This window comes from Sanguibacter sp. 25GB23B1 (assembly GCF_040012415.1).
GTDB lineage: Bacteria > Actinomycetota > Actinomycetes > Actinomycetales > Cellulomonadaceae > Sanguibacter.
The window spans coordinates 1-15,709 of the sequence record NZ_JBDYKL010000031.1 but is presented as its reverse complement, the minus strand read 5'-3'; the positions used below and the strand labels follow the sequence as shown (position 1 = coordinate 15,709).

8 protein-coding genes are annotated in these 15,709 nt (G+C 72.4%); 3 read left to right on the top strand and 5 right to left on the bottom strand.

All coding sequences use genetic code 11. The annotated features are described in order from the left end of the window. Positions 1–92 precede the first annotated feature (92 nt). The gene (locus ABKW26_RS15460) at positions 93–5,990 is read left to right on the top strand and encodes an SGNH/GDSL hydrolase family protein (protein ID WP_348594757.1); all 5,898 of its coding nucleotides are present in this window, start codon (positions 93–95) and stop codon (positions 5,988–5,990) included. A gap of 196 nt (positions 5,991–6,186) precedes the next feature. Next, the gene (locus tag ABKW26_RS15455) at positions 6,187–6,660 is read left to right on the top strand and encodes a GyrI-like domain-containing protein (RefSeq protein ID WP_348594755.1); all 474 of its coding nucleotides are present in this window, start codon (positions 6,187–6,189) and stop codon (positions 6,658–6,660) included. Positions 6,661–6,687: 27 nt separating this feature from the next. On the opposite strand, the gene ABKW26_RS15450 is transcribed toward ABKW26_RS15455, so the two are convergent. Both ABKW26_RS15450 and ABKW26_RS15445 read right to left on the bottom strand, forming a co-directional pair. Continuing rightward, positions 6,688–7,557, bottom strand: a complete 870-nt coding sequence (locus ABKW26_RS15450; protein WP_348594753.1) for a DNA/RNA non-specific endonuclease — start codon at positions 7,555–7,557, stop codon at positions 6,688–6,690. Positions 7,558–7,594: 37 nt separating this feature from the next. Continuing rightward, positions 7,595–8,380, bottom strand: coding sequence for a lytic polysaccharide monooxygenase (locus ABKW26_RS15445; protein ID WP_348594751.1), 786 nt, complete (start codon positions 8,378–8,380; stop codon positions 7,595–7,597). A gap of 175 nt (positions 8,381–8,555) precedes the next feature. Here ABKW26_RS15445 and ABKW26_RS15440 point away from each other — a divergent pair, with 175 nt between their 5' ends. After that, a complete protein-coding gene (locus tag ABKW26_RS15440; RefSeq protein ID WP_348594750.1) occupies positions 8,556–9,542 on the top strand; it encodes an aldo/keto reductase in 987 nt (328 codons plus the stop codon). A 223-nt stretch (positions 9,543–9,765) separates the two neighbouring features. Here ABKW26_RS15440 and ABKW26_RS15435 read toward each other — a convergent pair whose 3' ends face one another. From ABKW26_RS15435 to ABKW26_RS15425, 3 genes are all read right to left on the bottom strand, one after another. Beyond that, positions 9,766–11,259: a glycosyl hydrolase family 18 protein gene (locus tag ABKW26_RS15435; protein ID WP_348594749.1), complete on the bottom strand. Its 1,494-nt coding sequence runs from the start codon at positions 11,257–11,259 to the stop codon at positions 9,766–9,768. A gap of 127 nt (positions 11,260–11,386) precedes the next feature. Further along, the gene (locus tag ABKW26_RS15430) at positions 11,387–14,287 is read right to left on the bottom strand and encodes a LuxR C-terminal-related transcriptional regulator (RefSeq protein ID WP_348594747.1); all 2,901 of its coding nucleotides are present in this window, start codon (positions 14,285–14,287) and stop codon (positions 11,387–11,389) included. Positions 14,288–14,417: 130 nt separating this feature from the next. Further along, a partial coding sequence (locus ABKW26_RS15425; RefSeq protein WP_348594746.1) for an MFS transporter occupies positions 14,418–15,709 on the bottom strand: 1,292 nt, incomplete at its 5' end.

The following is a 15,709-nucleotide window of genomic DNA, read 5'->3' as shown; positions in this document are numbered from 1 at the left end:
GCAGTGCTTGCCCCGTCCCCGGCGCACCGACGCTCCGGGCACGGAAGTGGTATCTGCAGGTCCCCGAGCTGGAGGAATCCATGGATCGCACCATGAGCAACGAGCCGCTGCACCCCGACCGGCACCACCTTGACCCCACCCGCGTCCATCACTCTCGCGCTCGCGGTCGCCGCGCGGTCGCGACGTTCGCCGCCCTGTCCACCGCCGTCGTCTCCTTCGCCGTCGTCGCGCCCGCAGCCAGCGCGAGCGCGCTCGACACCGCGCCGATCACCACCGCACCCATCGCCACCGCCGGCGAGCCGGTCGCACGCACCTTCGACTTCGGGACGGCGACGAGCCCGGTGGCCGAGGGTGCCAGCGCGGTGCACGACACCCTCGCCTACACGGCCGAGCTCGGCTACGGGGTCGTCCCGAACGAGGGCGTCACGCTCATCTCGCGCCACCGGGTCCCCGCCGCCGACGGCGCCGTCCCGGTGGACGCGCTGAAGAACGACTTCGTGGCCGGCACCGGCTGGGAGTTCCGCGCCGACGTCCCCGACGCGACCTACGACGTCACCGTCTACACGGGCGACGAGCTGCCCGGCACGAGCCGGGTCCGCAGCGACATCACGCTCGAGGGCGTCGCCGCCGGTCAGGTCAGCGCGCAGCGCGAGGTCCTCAGCCAGACGTGGCGCACGACCGTCGCGGACGGCCAGCTCACCGTCGGCGTGACGAACAACGGATACGTCAACGCCATCGTCCTCACGCCCGTCGCCGACGAGCCCGACCCGGAGCCCACGGTCGACCCGACAGCCGAGCCGACCACAGACCCGACCGCGCCGCCGACGGACCCGGCCGACCCGCTCGACCCCGCGCTCGCGGCGCCCGCCTGGGTCCGCACCGCGCACGTCACGGCCGACGCGATCACCGTCCGCTGGGACCAGGTCGCGGGGGCCACAGGCTACGTCCTGTCTCGCTCCGAGACGCCGGACGGCGAGTACACGGAGATCGCCCGGACCACCGAGCGCATCTTCACGGCCGTCGACCCGCTCGCCGGGACGGACGCGGACAGCGTCCACTTCTACCGCGTCACCGCCACCACCGCGGCGGGCCGGTCCCCGCACTCCGTGCCGACAGCGAGCCCGGTCCAGACCCCGGCCGAGCTGCCCGGAGGTGTCGTCCGCTACGACTTCGGCACCGCGACCAGCCCTGTCGCCGACGGCTACACGCAGGTCGACGAGAGCGCCGCCTACACGACGGAGAGCCGCTTCGGCTTCGTCGACCCGAGCGTCGTGACGTCCGCCGACCGCGGGACGTCCACGGGTGCCGACGCCGTCCACCAGGACCACGTCGCCGTCGGCGACACCGAGCTCGTCGTCGACCTGCCCAACGGTGACTACACCGTCTCGCTCGTCGCCGGCGACGCGACCGAGGCGAGCGAGATCGCCCTGACCGTCGAGACCATGGCGAAGGTGCAGACGACCGCGAAGACGGCCGGGCAGTTCCTCGAGATGAGCTTCGACGTCGCCCTCGTCGACGGCCAGCTGAACATCGAGGTCGCCGGCTCCGCGCCGCGGCTCGCGTCCCTCGTCATCACCCGCCAGGCCGACCGCACCGCCTCGACCGTGCCGACCGCCTTCGTCACCGGTGACTCCACCGTCCAGACCTACACCGCCGACTATGCGCCGCAGGCCGGGTGGGGCCAGATGCTCGACCGCTTCCTCACCGACGGCGTCACCGTGAAGAACCACGCCATCGGCGGTCGCTCGACGAAGAACTTCATCAGCCAGGGCCGTCTCGACGAGGTGCTGCGCCAGGTCAAGCCCGGCGACTACCTCTTCGTGCAGTTCGGCCACAACGACAACTCCTACGGCGTCGACGACCGCTACGCGGGCCCCGCCGACTACGCGAACTACCTGCGCACGTTCGTCGACGGCGCGATCCAGCGCGGCGCCACCCCGATCGTCGTCACCCCGGTCTCGCGCCTCAGCGTGAACGCGACGACGGGGGCGTTCAACGTCTCCTTCCCCGAGTACGTGGCCGCAGCCACGGCGCTCGCCGCCGAGGAGGGCGTCCCGCTCGTCGACCTCTCCACCCTGTCGCGCGAGTACCTCGACTCGATCGGTGTCGAGGCAGCGAAGTCCGTCTTCCTCCACGTCCCCGCCGGCGTCTACCCGGGCCGACCCAACGGCACCGTGGACGACACCCACTTCCAGGAGTACGGCGCCATCCAGCTCGCCCGCCTCGTGGCCGGAGCGGTGAAGGAGATCGACATCCCCCTCGCCGACCTCGTCGAGGAGGTCACGGTGCCCGACGCCGTGCCCGTCGCCCCGACCGGACTTCTCGTCGGAGACGTGTCGAACGCCGGCGCGCTCCTGCGCTGGACCGCCGTCGAGGGCGCCGACATCTACAAGGTGTTCCGCAAGGACGCCACCGCCGGTGACGAGGCCTACGTCCTCGTCGGCACGTCGACCCTCGCCCAGTCCGCGCTCGCCGGCCTCGCCGAAGGAACGTCGTACGACGTCCGCGTCGTGGCCGTCAACGGTCGAGGCGACTCCGCCCCGTCCGCCGCGGCGCGCGTGACGACGTCCGCCGCGCTGTACAAGTTCGACGTGCAGCTCCAGGGCAACCCGGTCATGCCCGGGTACACGGAGATCAACGAGACCTCCGTCTACACACCCGAGATCGGCTACGGCTTCCTCGACCCGACCGGCATCGGGGGCCGCGACCGCGGCACCTCCTACACCCCGCCGCCGAACGACCTCCAGCGGGACTTCCTCCTCCCGAGCCCCACCCACGAGTTCGTCGTCGACGTCCCCAACGGCACCTACGCCGTCAAGACGTACAACGGCGACTGGATCGGCTCCAGCCGCTCCAACGTCACCATCGAGGGCAAGGACTACGGGGCCTCCAACGCCGGCCGCGCGTCGGTCTCCGAGAAGATGTCCTCGCCCGTCCTCGTCACGGACGGCCAGATCAACCTCGTGACCACCGGGAGCAGCACCCGGCTCAACGGCATCGAGATCACCCCGATGCTCCTCGCACCGACGGGCCTCGCGCTCGACGACCTGCGCATCACCGGCACCGACGTCGCCGTCGACCTCTCCTGGGAGGCCGTCGGCGCGGCGAGCACGTACCGCGTGTACCGCAGCACCGCGACGGCACCGGACCCGGTCCTCGTCGCCGAGCAGGCGGGGACGACGATCACCGACACCGGTGCCGTCGTCGGACAGAGCTACACCTACACCGTCACGGCGGTGGACCCGACAGGTCTCGAGTCCGTGAGCTCGAACCCGCTCCCGGTGACGACCATCGACCCGATGATCGCGAAGGCCGGGGTGCCCACCGGGCTCACCCTCGGCGTCGTCAACAAGAACGACGTCACGTTCACCTGGGACGCCCAGGACCGCGCTCTGTTCTACGCGGTCTACCGCTCCGAGACGCCTGACGGGGAGTCTGTGTTCGTCGGCACCACCGAGACAGCCGCCTTCACGGACACGTCCGTGCTCACGACCGTGCCGTACTTCTACGAGGTCGCCTCCGTCAACGCCGGCGGTGAGTCGCTGCGGTCCGAGCGCCTGACCACCACCGCGGACACCGTCCTCACCCGCCAGATGGAGTACCTCGACCGCTCGCCGGTCGCGGTGACCACCGACGACGGCGTCTACCTCGGGTGGCGCATGCTCGGCCTCGACCCCGAGAACATCGCCTTCAACGTCTACCGGGACGGGAAGAAGATCACGCCGCGCCCGATCGGCGGCAGCACCAACTACGTCGACACCTCCGGGTCCGCGGCGTCCGTCTACCGGGTCGTCCCCGTGCTCCGCGGCGTCGAGACCGGCGCTACCGCCGACTTCGGCGTCTGGTCGCAGGGCTCGATCGACATCCCGCTGACCAAGCCGGCCGACGCGTACACGAAGGACGGCCAGCCGTACACGTACTACGCCGGCGACACGTCGGTAGCCGACCTCGACGGCGACGGCGCCTACGAGTACGTCGTCATGTGGTCCCCGTCCATCTCCAAGGACAACTCCCAGGGCGGCTACACCGGCCTCGTCTACCTCGACGCGTACGAGCTCGACGGCACACAGCTGTGGCGCATCGGCATGGGTCCGAACATCCGTGCCGGCGCCCACTACACGCAGGTGCTCGCCCAGGACTTCGACGGCGACGGGAAGGCCGAGGTCATGGTCAAGACCGCCGACGGGACCGTCGACGGTGCAGGGACCGTCATCGGCGACGCCGGTGCCGACTACCGGAACTCCGGCGGCTACGTCCTCACCGGGCCGGAGTTCCTCACCGTCTTCGACGGCCTCACCGGTGCGGCGATCGACACGATCGACTACACACCGCCGCGCGGCGACGTCGGGGCGTGGGGCGACACCTACGGCAACCGGGTCGACCGCTTCCTCGCCGGGGTCGCATACCTCGACGGCGAGCAGCCGAGCGCCGTCTTCAGCCGCGGCTACTACACGCGCACCGTGCTCGCCGCCTACGACTTCGACGGGACGAACCTCGCCCAGCGGTGGGTCTTCGACTCCGACGTCGCCGGCGACGAGTGGGCCCACCAGGGCAACCACAACCTGTCCGTCGCCGACGTGGACGGGGACCAGAAGGACGAGATCGTCTTCGGCTCCATGACGGTCGACGACGACGGGACCGGCCTCTACTCGACCGAGCTCGGGCACGGCGACGCCATGCACCTCTCCGACCACCTCCCGGACCGTCCGGGCCTCGAGGTCTTCGCCGTCCACGAGAGCATCGGTGAGTCCGGTGGCCGCGCGGCGACGATGCGTGACGCCGCGACGGGCGAGATCATCTGGGACATCCCCGGAGACCGCGACACCGGACGCGGTGCTGCTGCCGACATCGACCCGACGCACCCGGGTGCCGAAGCCTGGGCCATCGGTGGCGACTACGCGTGGAACTCGCCGGTCGGGTCCCTGCGGACCGCCGCCGGCGAGGAGATCGGCACGACCATCCCCGCCGCGAACTTCCTCACCTGGTGGGACGGCGACCTCCTCCGGGAGGTCACCGACCACGACTTCGACGCAACCACCCGCGTGGGTGTGCCGACCGTGAGCAAGTGGGACTGGGAGGCCGGGAAGTCCGTCGAGATCGAACGCTTCACCGGCACGCGGACGAACAACGACACGAAGGGGAACCCTGCCATCCAGGCGGACCTCTTCGGCGACTGGCGCGAGGAGCTCGTCTACCGCACGGACGACTCCTCCGCGCTGCGGATCTTCACGACGACCGACGTCACCGAGCACCGCATCCGCACCCTCATGCACGACCCGGTCTACCGCCTCGGCGTCACGTGGCAGAACATCTCCTACAACCAGCCGCCGCACACGAGCTTCTTCCTCGGCGACGGCATGACCACACCCCCGGCCCCGTCGATCAGCTACGTCGGCGCACCCAGCGTCGCTACCGGGCCCCCCGCCCGGGGCGTCCTCAGCGACGACAACGGCCACGACACCGGCCTCCGGGACGGCGACTACACCGTCACCATGAACCTGTGGTGGGGCCAGAACGCGACGAGCTGGACGCTCCTCGAGAACGGTCGCGCCCTGCGCACGGTCGCGCTCGCGGACACGTCGCCCGCCGCACAGTCCGCGTCGATCGACCTCACCGGGCGCGTGAACGGCACGTACGTGTACACGTGCGAGCTCACCAACGCGCACGGTACGACGGCGTGCGGCGAGCACACGGTCGTCGTCACGGACGCCGCGCCCGGCACGGCCGTGCTCTCGCACGACAACTGGGACCGCGACGGCGACTACACGCTCACGACGAATCTCTGGTGGGGCACGAACGCCACCGGGTACCGCCTCTACGAGGGCGACGAGCTCGTCGACACGCAGTCCCTCACCGCGGCGACACCGGCGGCACAGTCGGTGACCACCGCGATCACCGGGCGCCCGGCCGGGACCTACGTCTACCGGGCCGAGCTGGTCAACGCCGCGGGGGTGACCACCACCCGCCCGGTCACGGTGACCGTCCGCTGACACTCGTCGTCGCCGGATGCTTGACCCGGCTCTGGGCTCGGCCCAGCATGAAGGAGCCGGACGACGGCATCCGGCGACGGCGGGAGCTGCTCGAGCAGCACCCGTGCCCGCTCGCACGCACGACGCGAGCGGGCACGGGTGCGTCCGCGCGGCGGACCGGTCGTCTCCTGCGTGCACCGAGAAGAGGACCGACCCCATGTTCGAGATCATGACCCGGGAGATCGCCGAGCAGCTCGTGCTCACCGAGCGGAGCCACGTCTTCGTGGACAGGCTGCCCGACTGGATCGGTGCCGCGCTCGGTCGTCAGCACGGCGCGCTCGCCTCCGCCGGCTCGCCCGCCGACCTCCCGTCCTTCGTCGCGTTCCACGGCGAGGTGAGCGACACGGCCGACGGACCCGTCGAGGCGTGCACGCCGCTCGACCCCGAGGTGGCTGCGCGGGTCGACCTCTCCAGCCGCGTCGAGCCCGCTCACCGCGAGGTGTACACGACCATCACCAGGGCCCAGCTCTCCTACCCGGAGATCCTCGCCGCGTACGCGGCCGTCGAGACGTGGGTGCAGGAGACGGGCGAGTCGATCGTCGGCCCGCCCCGCGAGGTGTACTTCACCGACGTCATGGCCGCAGGTCCGCACGACGCGGTCGCGGACGTCGCGTTCCCGATCGCGCGCTGAGGAGGAACCGGGGAAGGAGGGACGCGCTCACCACCGGAGGTCGGCGACGGTCTCCAGCCGGACCCACGAGTCGACGCCGGGTGGTGCCGGGCGCTGCGGTGCGAGCATGATCAGCCGGTCCGCGTCCACCAGAGGCCCGAGGTCGAGCCCGGTCAACGCGGCGACGTCGCCCACGGGCACCTGGAAGGTGCGGAACGGCCCGAGCGGCGGGGGTGCGTCCGCCGCGAGCGCCTGCTCGGTCGCGGCACGCAGGTCGATGGCGTCGAGGTCCGGTCGCTGGTCGAGGACGTAGCCCGTCGTCGCGAGCCCACCCGAGCCGTCGTGTCCCGCAGGGTCGTTCCACGCGGCGACCTTCCAGAACAGCTGCGGGATCTGCACGCCGCGGTACACCGGGTCGTCGGGCGCGAGGACCGGTCCGGTGAAGACCACCAGCCGCTGGTCGTAGGCGCGCGCATGCTCCAGGACGTAGTCCTCGAGACCCGCCCACAGCTCGGCGGACTGGTTGAACTGCGCCGCCTGCGGCGCCGCGTTGGGGTACGCGAACGTGTCGGCGTTCGCGCGTCGTGCCGTCGCATCGTCTCCCCAGACGGGGTCCCGACGCCGGACGAGGTGGCCGCGGTCGAGGTCGTTGCGCGCGTAGAGCTCCGGCCCGCACTGCTCGTCAGGGGAGACACGCGCGTCGAGGTGCCAGTCGTCCCTGCGCGCGACGTCGCGCAGCGCCGAGCCGAGGATGGTGACGCCCGTCGCCGCCGCGAGGCGGCGGTCGAGGTCGAGCAGCACCGAGAAGTGCGTGTAGGTCAGCAGGCGCACACGCTGCCCGGCACGCGGGCCGGGCAGCGGTGCGGGAACGCCGAGGAAGTGGGGGTCGAACGCCAGGGGAGCCACGTGGTCGTCCATGGGACCGAGCCAACCACGTGCGTCCGACACCGGCGCGTCAGGTCGTGCAGGGACCGAGATCGGCCCACACTCCCCACGTGCCCGTGGTCCCCGGGCGCTCGCCCGTGGTCCACCACTTCGCCCGCCACGAGCGACCCTCCGCGGAGACGACGTCGCCGTTGACGTAGACGGCACCGGCCGACCACGGCGTCGCCGCGCACTGTCCGCTCGGGGGCGTCGTCGGGGGAGACGTCGGCGGGGTCGTCGGCGGCGTGGTGGGCGGGTCGGTCGGCGACGGCGTGGGGTCCGGTGTGCCCGGCTCGGTCGGCTCCCCGACGAGGACGTCGATGCAGCTGTAGAAGGCGTTGGTCGTGTTCGAGACGTTCCACCGGGCGAGGATCGTGTGGCGCCCGGCGGGCAGGTTCGTCAGGGTGTGGGAGATGGTGCTCGACGGCTGGGCGCCACCCTGGTCGAAGGTCCGGTACGAGCGGCCGTCCACGAAGTACTCCCACAGGCTCGTGCTGTGCGCCGCCGTGAGCTTCCACTGCACGGTGAGCGTCGGGCCGACCGACGTCACGGGCCAGGGCTTGCTCGCGTCGTCGAGGATCGCGAACGCCGGGTTGCCGCCGCTGCACTGCATCGAGCCCTTGGGCGCCTCGACGCTCTGCGGCTCGTACTTCACCGTCCCGCAGTCGAACGGCGCGGCGCCGGTCGCGCACGTGTCCTGCCGGCTCGGGGGCGAGGTCACCCACCCGTGGGCCTGGGCGTCGGGGGCGCCGGCGACGGGCACCACGAGGGTGGCGCCGAGCACTCCGGCGAGGAACGCTGCACGGAACGTCTTCATCGAGATCTCGTCTCTGGTCGGTGCGGAAGGAGATGCTCCTCACGCTAGGTGGGCCTGGAGCGGACGGATATGAGGTGTTTCCACATCATCTCGACGCTCGCCGGCTGCGCCGTACGTCAGAACCCGTACCGGCCTCTGGCGTGCGGCGGTGCGTGCGGCCTGCGATTATCGGCAGATGAGCGTCACGATGAGCCCCGTAGGTCTGGGGACGGCACCGCTGGGCAACCTCTACGAGGAGACGACGGACGAGGCAGCCCGAGGAACGGTCGACGCTGCGTGGGACGGCGGGATCCGGTACTTCGACACGGCCCCGCACTACGGCCTCGGTCTCGCCGAGCGCCGGCTCGGAGCGGCCCTGTCCGGCCGTCCCCGTGACGACTACGTCCTCTCGACGAAGGTCGGCCGCCTCCTCGTGCCCGCCCCGGAGCTCGCCGGGCGTCAGGACGAGGACTTCGCGGTCCCCGCGGACCTGCGCCGCGAGTGGGACTTCTCGCGCGACGGAGTGCTGCGCTCCATCGAGGAGAGCCTCGACCGGCTGGGCGTCGACCGCCTCGACGTCGTCTACGTCCACGACCCGGACGACCACTGGGAGCAGGCGTCGACCGAGGCCGTCCCGGCTCTCGTCGAGCTGCGGGACCAAGGGGTGGTGCGCGCCGTCGGAGTCGGCATGAACCAGTCGGAGATGCTCGCGCGCTTCGTCCGCGAGACGGACGTCGACCTCGTCATGTGCGCCGGCCGGTACACACTCCTCGAGCAGGGTGCGCTCGCCGACCTCATGCCTGCGGCGCTCGAGAACGGGGTGGGCGTCGTCGCGGCCGCGGTCTTCAACTCCGGCCTGCTCGCCAGCCCGCGACCGGGCGCCGACGCCCACTACGACTACGCGCCGGCCCCGCCGGAGGTCCTCGACAAGGCGACACGGATCGCCGACCTCTGCGAGCGGCACGGTGTCGAGCTGCCCGCCGTGGCGCTGGCGTTCGTCCGCGCGCACCCGGCCGTCGTGTCGACGGTCGTCGGGGCCCGCGGCGCGGACCAGGTGGTGGCGGCGCTCGAACGAGGGCGGACCCCCGTCCCCGTCGAGCTGTGGGAAGACCTGCGCAGCGACTGGCTCATCGACCCGATGGCCCCTGTGCCGCACACGACCTTCCCGGAGATCACGCTGTAGGTGCGCCCGCGCCTCGTCGAGCAGCTGAGCAGCCGAGCCGGCGGGCTGCGGGTGCGCGGGCGATGAGGTTCGACCTCTGGGACGGACGCCCGTGACGCGCCGTGAGGGCGTGTCCACCGGTCGACGGTCGCGGGGGAACGCTGTCGTCGGACCGGGTCCACGCCCTCACGAGTCGGGTGCCCGGCCGGTGCCGACGAGGCACCGGCCGGGACGGGTCGTCGGGTCAGCTCAGGCCGTTGCCGATCGCCTTGATGAGCTCACCGTTCGTCGTGTCGCCCGAGAGCTCCCAGAAGAACGCCCCACCGAGGTCCTGCTGGTCGACGAACGCCATCTTCCCGGCGATGGTCGCGGGGGTGTCGTAGCTCCACCACTGACCGTTGCAGAACGCGTACGCCGTACCGCCCACCGTGCCGGTGGCCGGGCAGCGCGTCTTGAGGACCTTGTAGTCCTCGATGCCGGCCTCGTAGGTGCCGGGCGCTGCACCCGTCGCGGTGCCGCCCGGGGTCGCCTGGGTGACGCCCGTCCACCCGCGGCCGTAGAAGCCGAGGCCGAGGAGCAACTTGTCCGACGGGATGCCGAGGGACTTCAGCTTGGTCATCGTCGTCGTCGCGTCGAAACCCTGCGTGGGGATGCCGGGGTAGGACGTGAGGGCCGAGTGCGGTGCCGTGGGCCCGGTCGGGGCGAAGGCCCCGAAGAAGTCGTACGTCATCGGCATGTACCAGTCGACGTACTGCGCGGCGCCGCCGTAGTCGGCTGCGTCGATCTTCCCGCCGCTCGTGCCGTCGGCCGTGATCGCCGCGGTGACGAGGGCGTCCTGCCCGAACTCGGCGCGCAGCGCGCCCATGAGGGTCGGGAAGGAGCTGCGTCCGCTCGTGTCACAGGTGGCGCCGCACGCGTTGGGGTACTCCCAGTCGATGTCGATGCCGTCGAACACGTCAGCCCAGCGCGGGTCCTCGACGAGGTTGTGGCAGGACTCGGCGAAGGCCGCCGGGTTCGCTGTGGCCTGTCCGAAGCCGCCCGACCACGTCCAGCCACCGAAGGACCAGATGATCTTGAGGTCGGGGTGCATCTCCTTGAGCTTGCGGAGCTGGTTGAAGTTCCCGCGCAGCGGCTGGTCCCAGGTGTCGGCGACGCCGTCGACGCTCTGCTCGGCGGTGAAGGCCTTGTCGTAGTCGGCGTACGAGTCGCCGATCGTGCACTGGCCGTTCTGGACGTTGCCGAACGCGTAGAGGATGTGGGTCAGCTCGTCGGCCGAGCCCGAGGTCTCGATGTTCTTCACCTGGTAGTTGCGTCCGTAGACGCCCCAGTTGGTGAAGTAGCCGACCACCCGGTCGGCTGAGGTGCCGGGGTCGGTCGGGTCCGTCGGGTCGGTGGGGTCCGTCGGGTCTGTGGGCGGGTCGGTCGGTGGGTCCGTGGGTGGCGGGGTCACGGGACCGGTGCACGCGCCCTGGTCCACCCAGACTCCCCACTCGCCGGTGGTGCCGGGCGTCTCGCCGAGCGTCCACCACTTCGCCTTCCACGTGTGGCCGGCGTGGGAGAGGACGTCTCCGTTCGTGTAGATGGTCGTCGCTGACCATGCCGGGGCTGAACAGGAGGCTTCGGCACGGGGCAGCGCTGCCTCGATGCTGGTGGCCTGGGCGCTCGTCACTCCGACTGCGGGGATCGCAGCCAGGAGTGCGAGCGCGGCGGTCAGTGCCGCGGCTCGGATGCTTCTCATCGGTGCACTCGCTCTCTCATCGGGTCGAGGGACGTCCCTCACCGTACGGAGATGCCGGGACCGGCGGTATGAGGTGTTTCCACAGTTTCGTCCGACCTGGGGTCAGGACGTACGGGGAAACCCGTACTCAGGAGGAGCGTGCGATCACGTGACCGGCGCCGCGGTGCGCGAGCACCGTCAGCTCGACCCGTGACCGGGCGCCGAGCTTGCGGAACACCCGGCCGAGGTGGACCTCGACCGTCCGGACCGACACGTGGAGCGTGCTCGCCACGTCGCGGTTGGACGCGCCCTGGACCACGAGCAGCGCCACGTCGAGCTCGCGCCGGGTGAGCGCCCGGTCCCAGCGGGGCGGCGGTGCGCCCGGGGCGCGCTCCGCGCGCCCGGCGCGACGGTCCAGTGACGACGGCGCGGGCACCGTCGGTGCCGGTGACGACTGTGCCGGTGACGACTGTGCCGGTGACGACAGCGCAGCGCGGAGCCCGACGGGGAGCGGCACCGGAGCCGCGGCGACCTCGCTCTCGCGCTGCGCCGCGTCGCGCCAGGCCTCCGCGCCGCACGCCCCGAAGAGCTCCGCCGCCGCCACGAGCTGCTCGTGAGCGGCGGGAGCGGTGCCGGAGCGCAGCGCGACCCGCGCGGCGGCGAGCTGGTGGCGTGCCCGCTGGAAGGAGGCCGCCGTGAGGCAGGGCGACGGCCCGCCGGGGTCGGCCTGCCCGTCGCCGTCGGGCAAGCCCGGGAGCAGCGCGTCCCACGGTGCGGGCCCGGCACCGGCGAGCTGCTCGAGCTCGGCGGTCGCCTCGCACCGTTCGCCCGCGCGCTCCGCGAGCAGGACGGTGTCCACGAGCTCCTCACGGCGCACGGCGGTGCAGGGCGGCGCGGGGGTCGCCGCGGCGAGCGCCAGCGAGACCTCGCTCTCGGTGCCGAGCCGGAAGACGTCCAGCCGGCGCGCCGCCGCGACGGCGATGCCCGCGAGCGGCAGGTCGACCGGGACGTGGAACGACGCGCGTGCGAGCTCCTCCGACGCCGAGCCCAGGTCGGCGGACGCGAGCTCGACGACGACCCGCGCGGCCCTCAGGAGAGCTTCTGCGAGAGGGGACACGGCTGTGCCCGGAGCCGACCGCCAGGCACCGTCGTCGTGCACCGGTGCGTGCGTGACGACGGCGCTCGCGAGCGAGCTCTGCGCCGCCTCCACGTCACCGGCGAGCACGTGCTGGAGCGCGCGGAGGGCGCGTGCGGAGCTCTGGAGGTCCGGGTGCGCGTCCGCCGAGACGTGTGCCGGGCCGAGCCGCGTGGCGCGCGCGCGGTCGGCGACGTCCGCGACTGGCGCACCCTGGCCGCCGGTGCGCTCGGCGCACGAGCGGGGCCGGTCGACCTCGAAGAGCGCGCACCAGGCGGCGTCGAGACGCACGATCTCCCCGAGACGCGCGGTCTCGGCCGTCCCGAGGCGGTCGGTGCTGCCGGTGCCCTCGCGCTCGAGCGCGGCGAGGGCCTCTTCGGCCGCACGCAGGTACTCCGCAGCGGTGTCGACGTGCCCCCGCTCGGCGTGGAGTCGCGCTGTCGTACCGAGGGCCTCGACGACCGCGGCACGGTGCGGGTCGTCCTCCGCCTCGAGGGCGCGGTCGAGGTGCTGGACGACGTCGTCGTCCGGGACCCGACCGGTGTGGAGCGTGACGGCCGTGACGTACGGAGCGAGCGCCCGGCCGGCGAGCGCCCGCTCGGGGGAGCGCATGACCTGCTGGAGCCACCCCTCGGCGTCGACGACGTGACCCGACCGCAGGGCGGCGACGCCCGCGACGAGCTGGGCCTGAGCCTGCGAGCGCTCGTCCCCGGTCGACTGGCTCGCCGCCTCGCGCGCGACCTCGTGCGCGTGGACCACGTCGCCCGCGCCGAGCAGGCCCTCGGCGACAGCGACGAGGGACGGCGCGATCTCCGGGTCGCCCGCGAGAGAACCGAGGGCTGTGTGCCACGTGGCCGTGTCCCCGAGGCCGGCAGCGCGGTGGGCAGCCGCCAGGGCCAGGTGGACGGCCGTGCGCTCGGCGACGCTCGCGCGACCGTGGACGAGCGCTCGCAGGCTCGGGTCGACGACGGTGAACCGCCCGCCGGCGAGGTGGAGGAGCGTGGCGACGGGGCCACCGAGGACCTCGTCGAGGGTGCGTCCGGCCGCAGCGAGGAGCAGGTCGGCCCGGTCGACGACGGACACCGCCGCGACGAGCAGGGTCCGGTGGTCGTCGGCGTCGAGCTGGTCGAGCGTCGCTCCGTGCACGGCCTCGAGCGCCGGGACAGGCGGGAGAGGGTTGGGGAGCAGGGACGTGCCGGCGAGCTGTGCGGCCGACAGCTCGGCGGCCGTCTGGAGGATGCACGCGGTGGTGCCGGAGAGCTGGCGGGCGAGGGCGGCAGCGACGCGCGGGGCGGTGGCGGGGCACTGCCGCGCACGGAGGAGGTGCAGCACCTCCTCCGGCATCAGGGGTGGGATCTTGCGGAGGCTGAGGGGATACGGCAGGTGCACCGCCCACGTCGCCCGGGTAGCCGTGGCCAGGAGCACGACGGAGATCTGGTGGTGGGTGACGAGGTAGAGCAGGAGGCTCCGGCTCGCCGGGTCGAGGAGGTCGAGGTCGTCGACGACGAGCACGACCGTCACGCCGGGGAGGACCGTGTGGGTGTACTCGGCGAGGGCGGCGCACGCGGCGTCCGGTCGCTCGCCCGTCGATGGCCGGGCGAGCGCGACGGCGAGGTGCGGGGGCACGGGGACGTCGGTGATCCGGGCGAGCTGCGCGACGAGGTGCTCGGTGACGGCGCCGGCGCCGCCGCCAGCGGGCTGGAGGTGGACGACGACGTGCGACGGTCCGGGGGGTGCGGCGCTCTCGAGGACGAGGTCGAGGAGCGTGCTCTTGCCCGCACCGGGCGGGGCCGTCCAGATGTAGCCGCCGCGGCCGTGCTCGATCGCGGCGAGGGCGTGCTCGACCTCGGCCGTCAGGGACGCGAGGGGGACCGGGCGTCCTACGGGCGACCCACGGAGCCGGGTGATCGACACAGGTGCCCCTCTCGTCCCGGTACGGCGCCGGCTCGTGACCTCCAGTATGTTAGCAAACTAGCCTAAGTCGGTCCTCGGGAGGGCGAGCGGGGTGAGCCGTGAGGTCCGGCCGGACCTGTGCGGACGCCCGTCAGGAGGCGGGACGGGCCTTCCGGCCGGAGCGGGCGAGGGCGAGCGCGACGCAGGCGGTGGCGGCGAGCGCGAGGCTCCCGGTGATGACGAGGCCCTGGCGGACACCGAGGTGCTCGGTGAACCATCCCTGGAGGAGCCCGCCCGCGGCGTGGCCGCCGAGCAGGAGCGGCATATAGACCGCCATGACGCGGCCGCGGACGGCCGGCTCCGCGGTGACCTGCGTGTACGTCGCTGCGCACGTGAGGAAGAAGAGGGTCGCGGCGCCGACGCACGCCAGCAGGACGAGGAAAGCCCAGTGCGTCGGAGCGAGGGCTGCGAGGATCTCGACGGCGCCGAAGATCGCGGCGCCGAGCACGACGGTCTGCACACGCAGGTTCTTGATCCTCGACGCCGCCACGGCACCCAGGAGACCGCCGACGGCGCCGACGGAGTTGTACAGGCCGAAACCGCCCGAGCCCGTCTCCCACTCGAAGTCGGCGAACGCGGCGAGGACGACCGGGCCGTTCATGCCGAACGCGCCCATGATCCCGGCGAGCAGGACGACCCACAGGAGGCGGGGGCGGTCGAGGATGTACCGGAATCCCTCCTTGAGCTGGCCGCGAGCCCGGCTCGCCGTCGGTCCCGGCTGCATCTCGCCGGGTCGCATCGAGGCGACGAGGGCGACGACGGTGCCGCACAGCGCGGCGTTCGCCGCGAACGCCCAGCCCTCGCCGACCTGGTGGATGAGGATCCCGGCCAGCGCGGGCCCGATCATCCCGCTGAGCTGCGTCAGGGCGTTGTTGGTGCTGATGGCGGAACGGAGCTGGGCGTCTCCGACGAGCTCGCTGACGAGGACCTGGCGCGCGGGCTGGTCGACGACGGCGACGAGACCGGACAGGACGGCGAAGAGGTAGAGGAGGGGCACGCTCACGAGCCCCGTGATGGTGAGGGTCGCCAGGGTGGCTGCGAGGAGCGCGGCGCAGCTCTGCGCGCCCATGACGAGCCTCCGCTTGTCGTGCCGGTCGGCGACGACGCCGCCGAGGGGCCCGAGGGCGAGGAGGGGGACGAACTGGAGCGCGACGATGATCCCGACGGCCGCCGGGCTGCCGGTGAGCTCGAGGACCAGCCAGTCCTGGGAGAGGCGCAGCATCCACGTCCCGGTGCCACCGAAGACCTGTGCCGCGAGGAAGAGGCGGTAGTTGTGGTTGCGCAGCACCGACGGTCGCGAGCGGTCGGGGCTGCCCGTGGCGCGTCCCGGACCGGGTGGCGTCGCAGGGGCGGCTGGCACGGGGGGTGGGGGTGGTTCGGAGG

Coding starts and splice junctions, on each gene's coding strand:
- ABKW26_RS15460 (WP_348594757.1), top strand. CDS start 93: ATGAGCAACGAGCCGCTGCACCCCGACCGGCACCACCTTGACCCCACC.
- ABKW26_RS15455 (WP_348594755.1), top strand. CDS start 6,187: ATGTTCGAGATCATGACCCGGGAGATCGCCGAGCAGCTCGTGCTCACC.
- ABKW26_RS15450 (WP_348594753.1), bottom strand. CDS start 7,557: ATGGACGACCACGTGGCTCCCCTGGCGTTCGACCCCCACTTCCTCGGC.
- ABKW26_RS15445 (WP_348594751.1), bottom strand. CDS start 8,380: ATGAAGACGTTCCGTGCAGCGTTCCTCGCCGGAGTGCTCGGCGCCACC.
- ABKW26_RS15440 (WP_348594750.1), top strand. CDS start 8,556: ATGAGCGTCACGATGAGCCCCGTAGGTCTGGGGACGGCACCGCTGGGC.
- ABKW26_RS15435 (WP_348594749.1), bottom strand. CDS start 11,259: ATGAGAAGCATCCGAGCCGCGGCACTGACCGCCGCGCTCGCACTCCTG.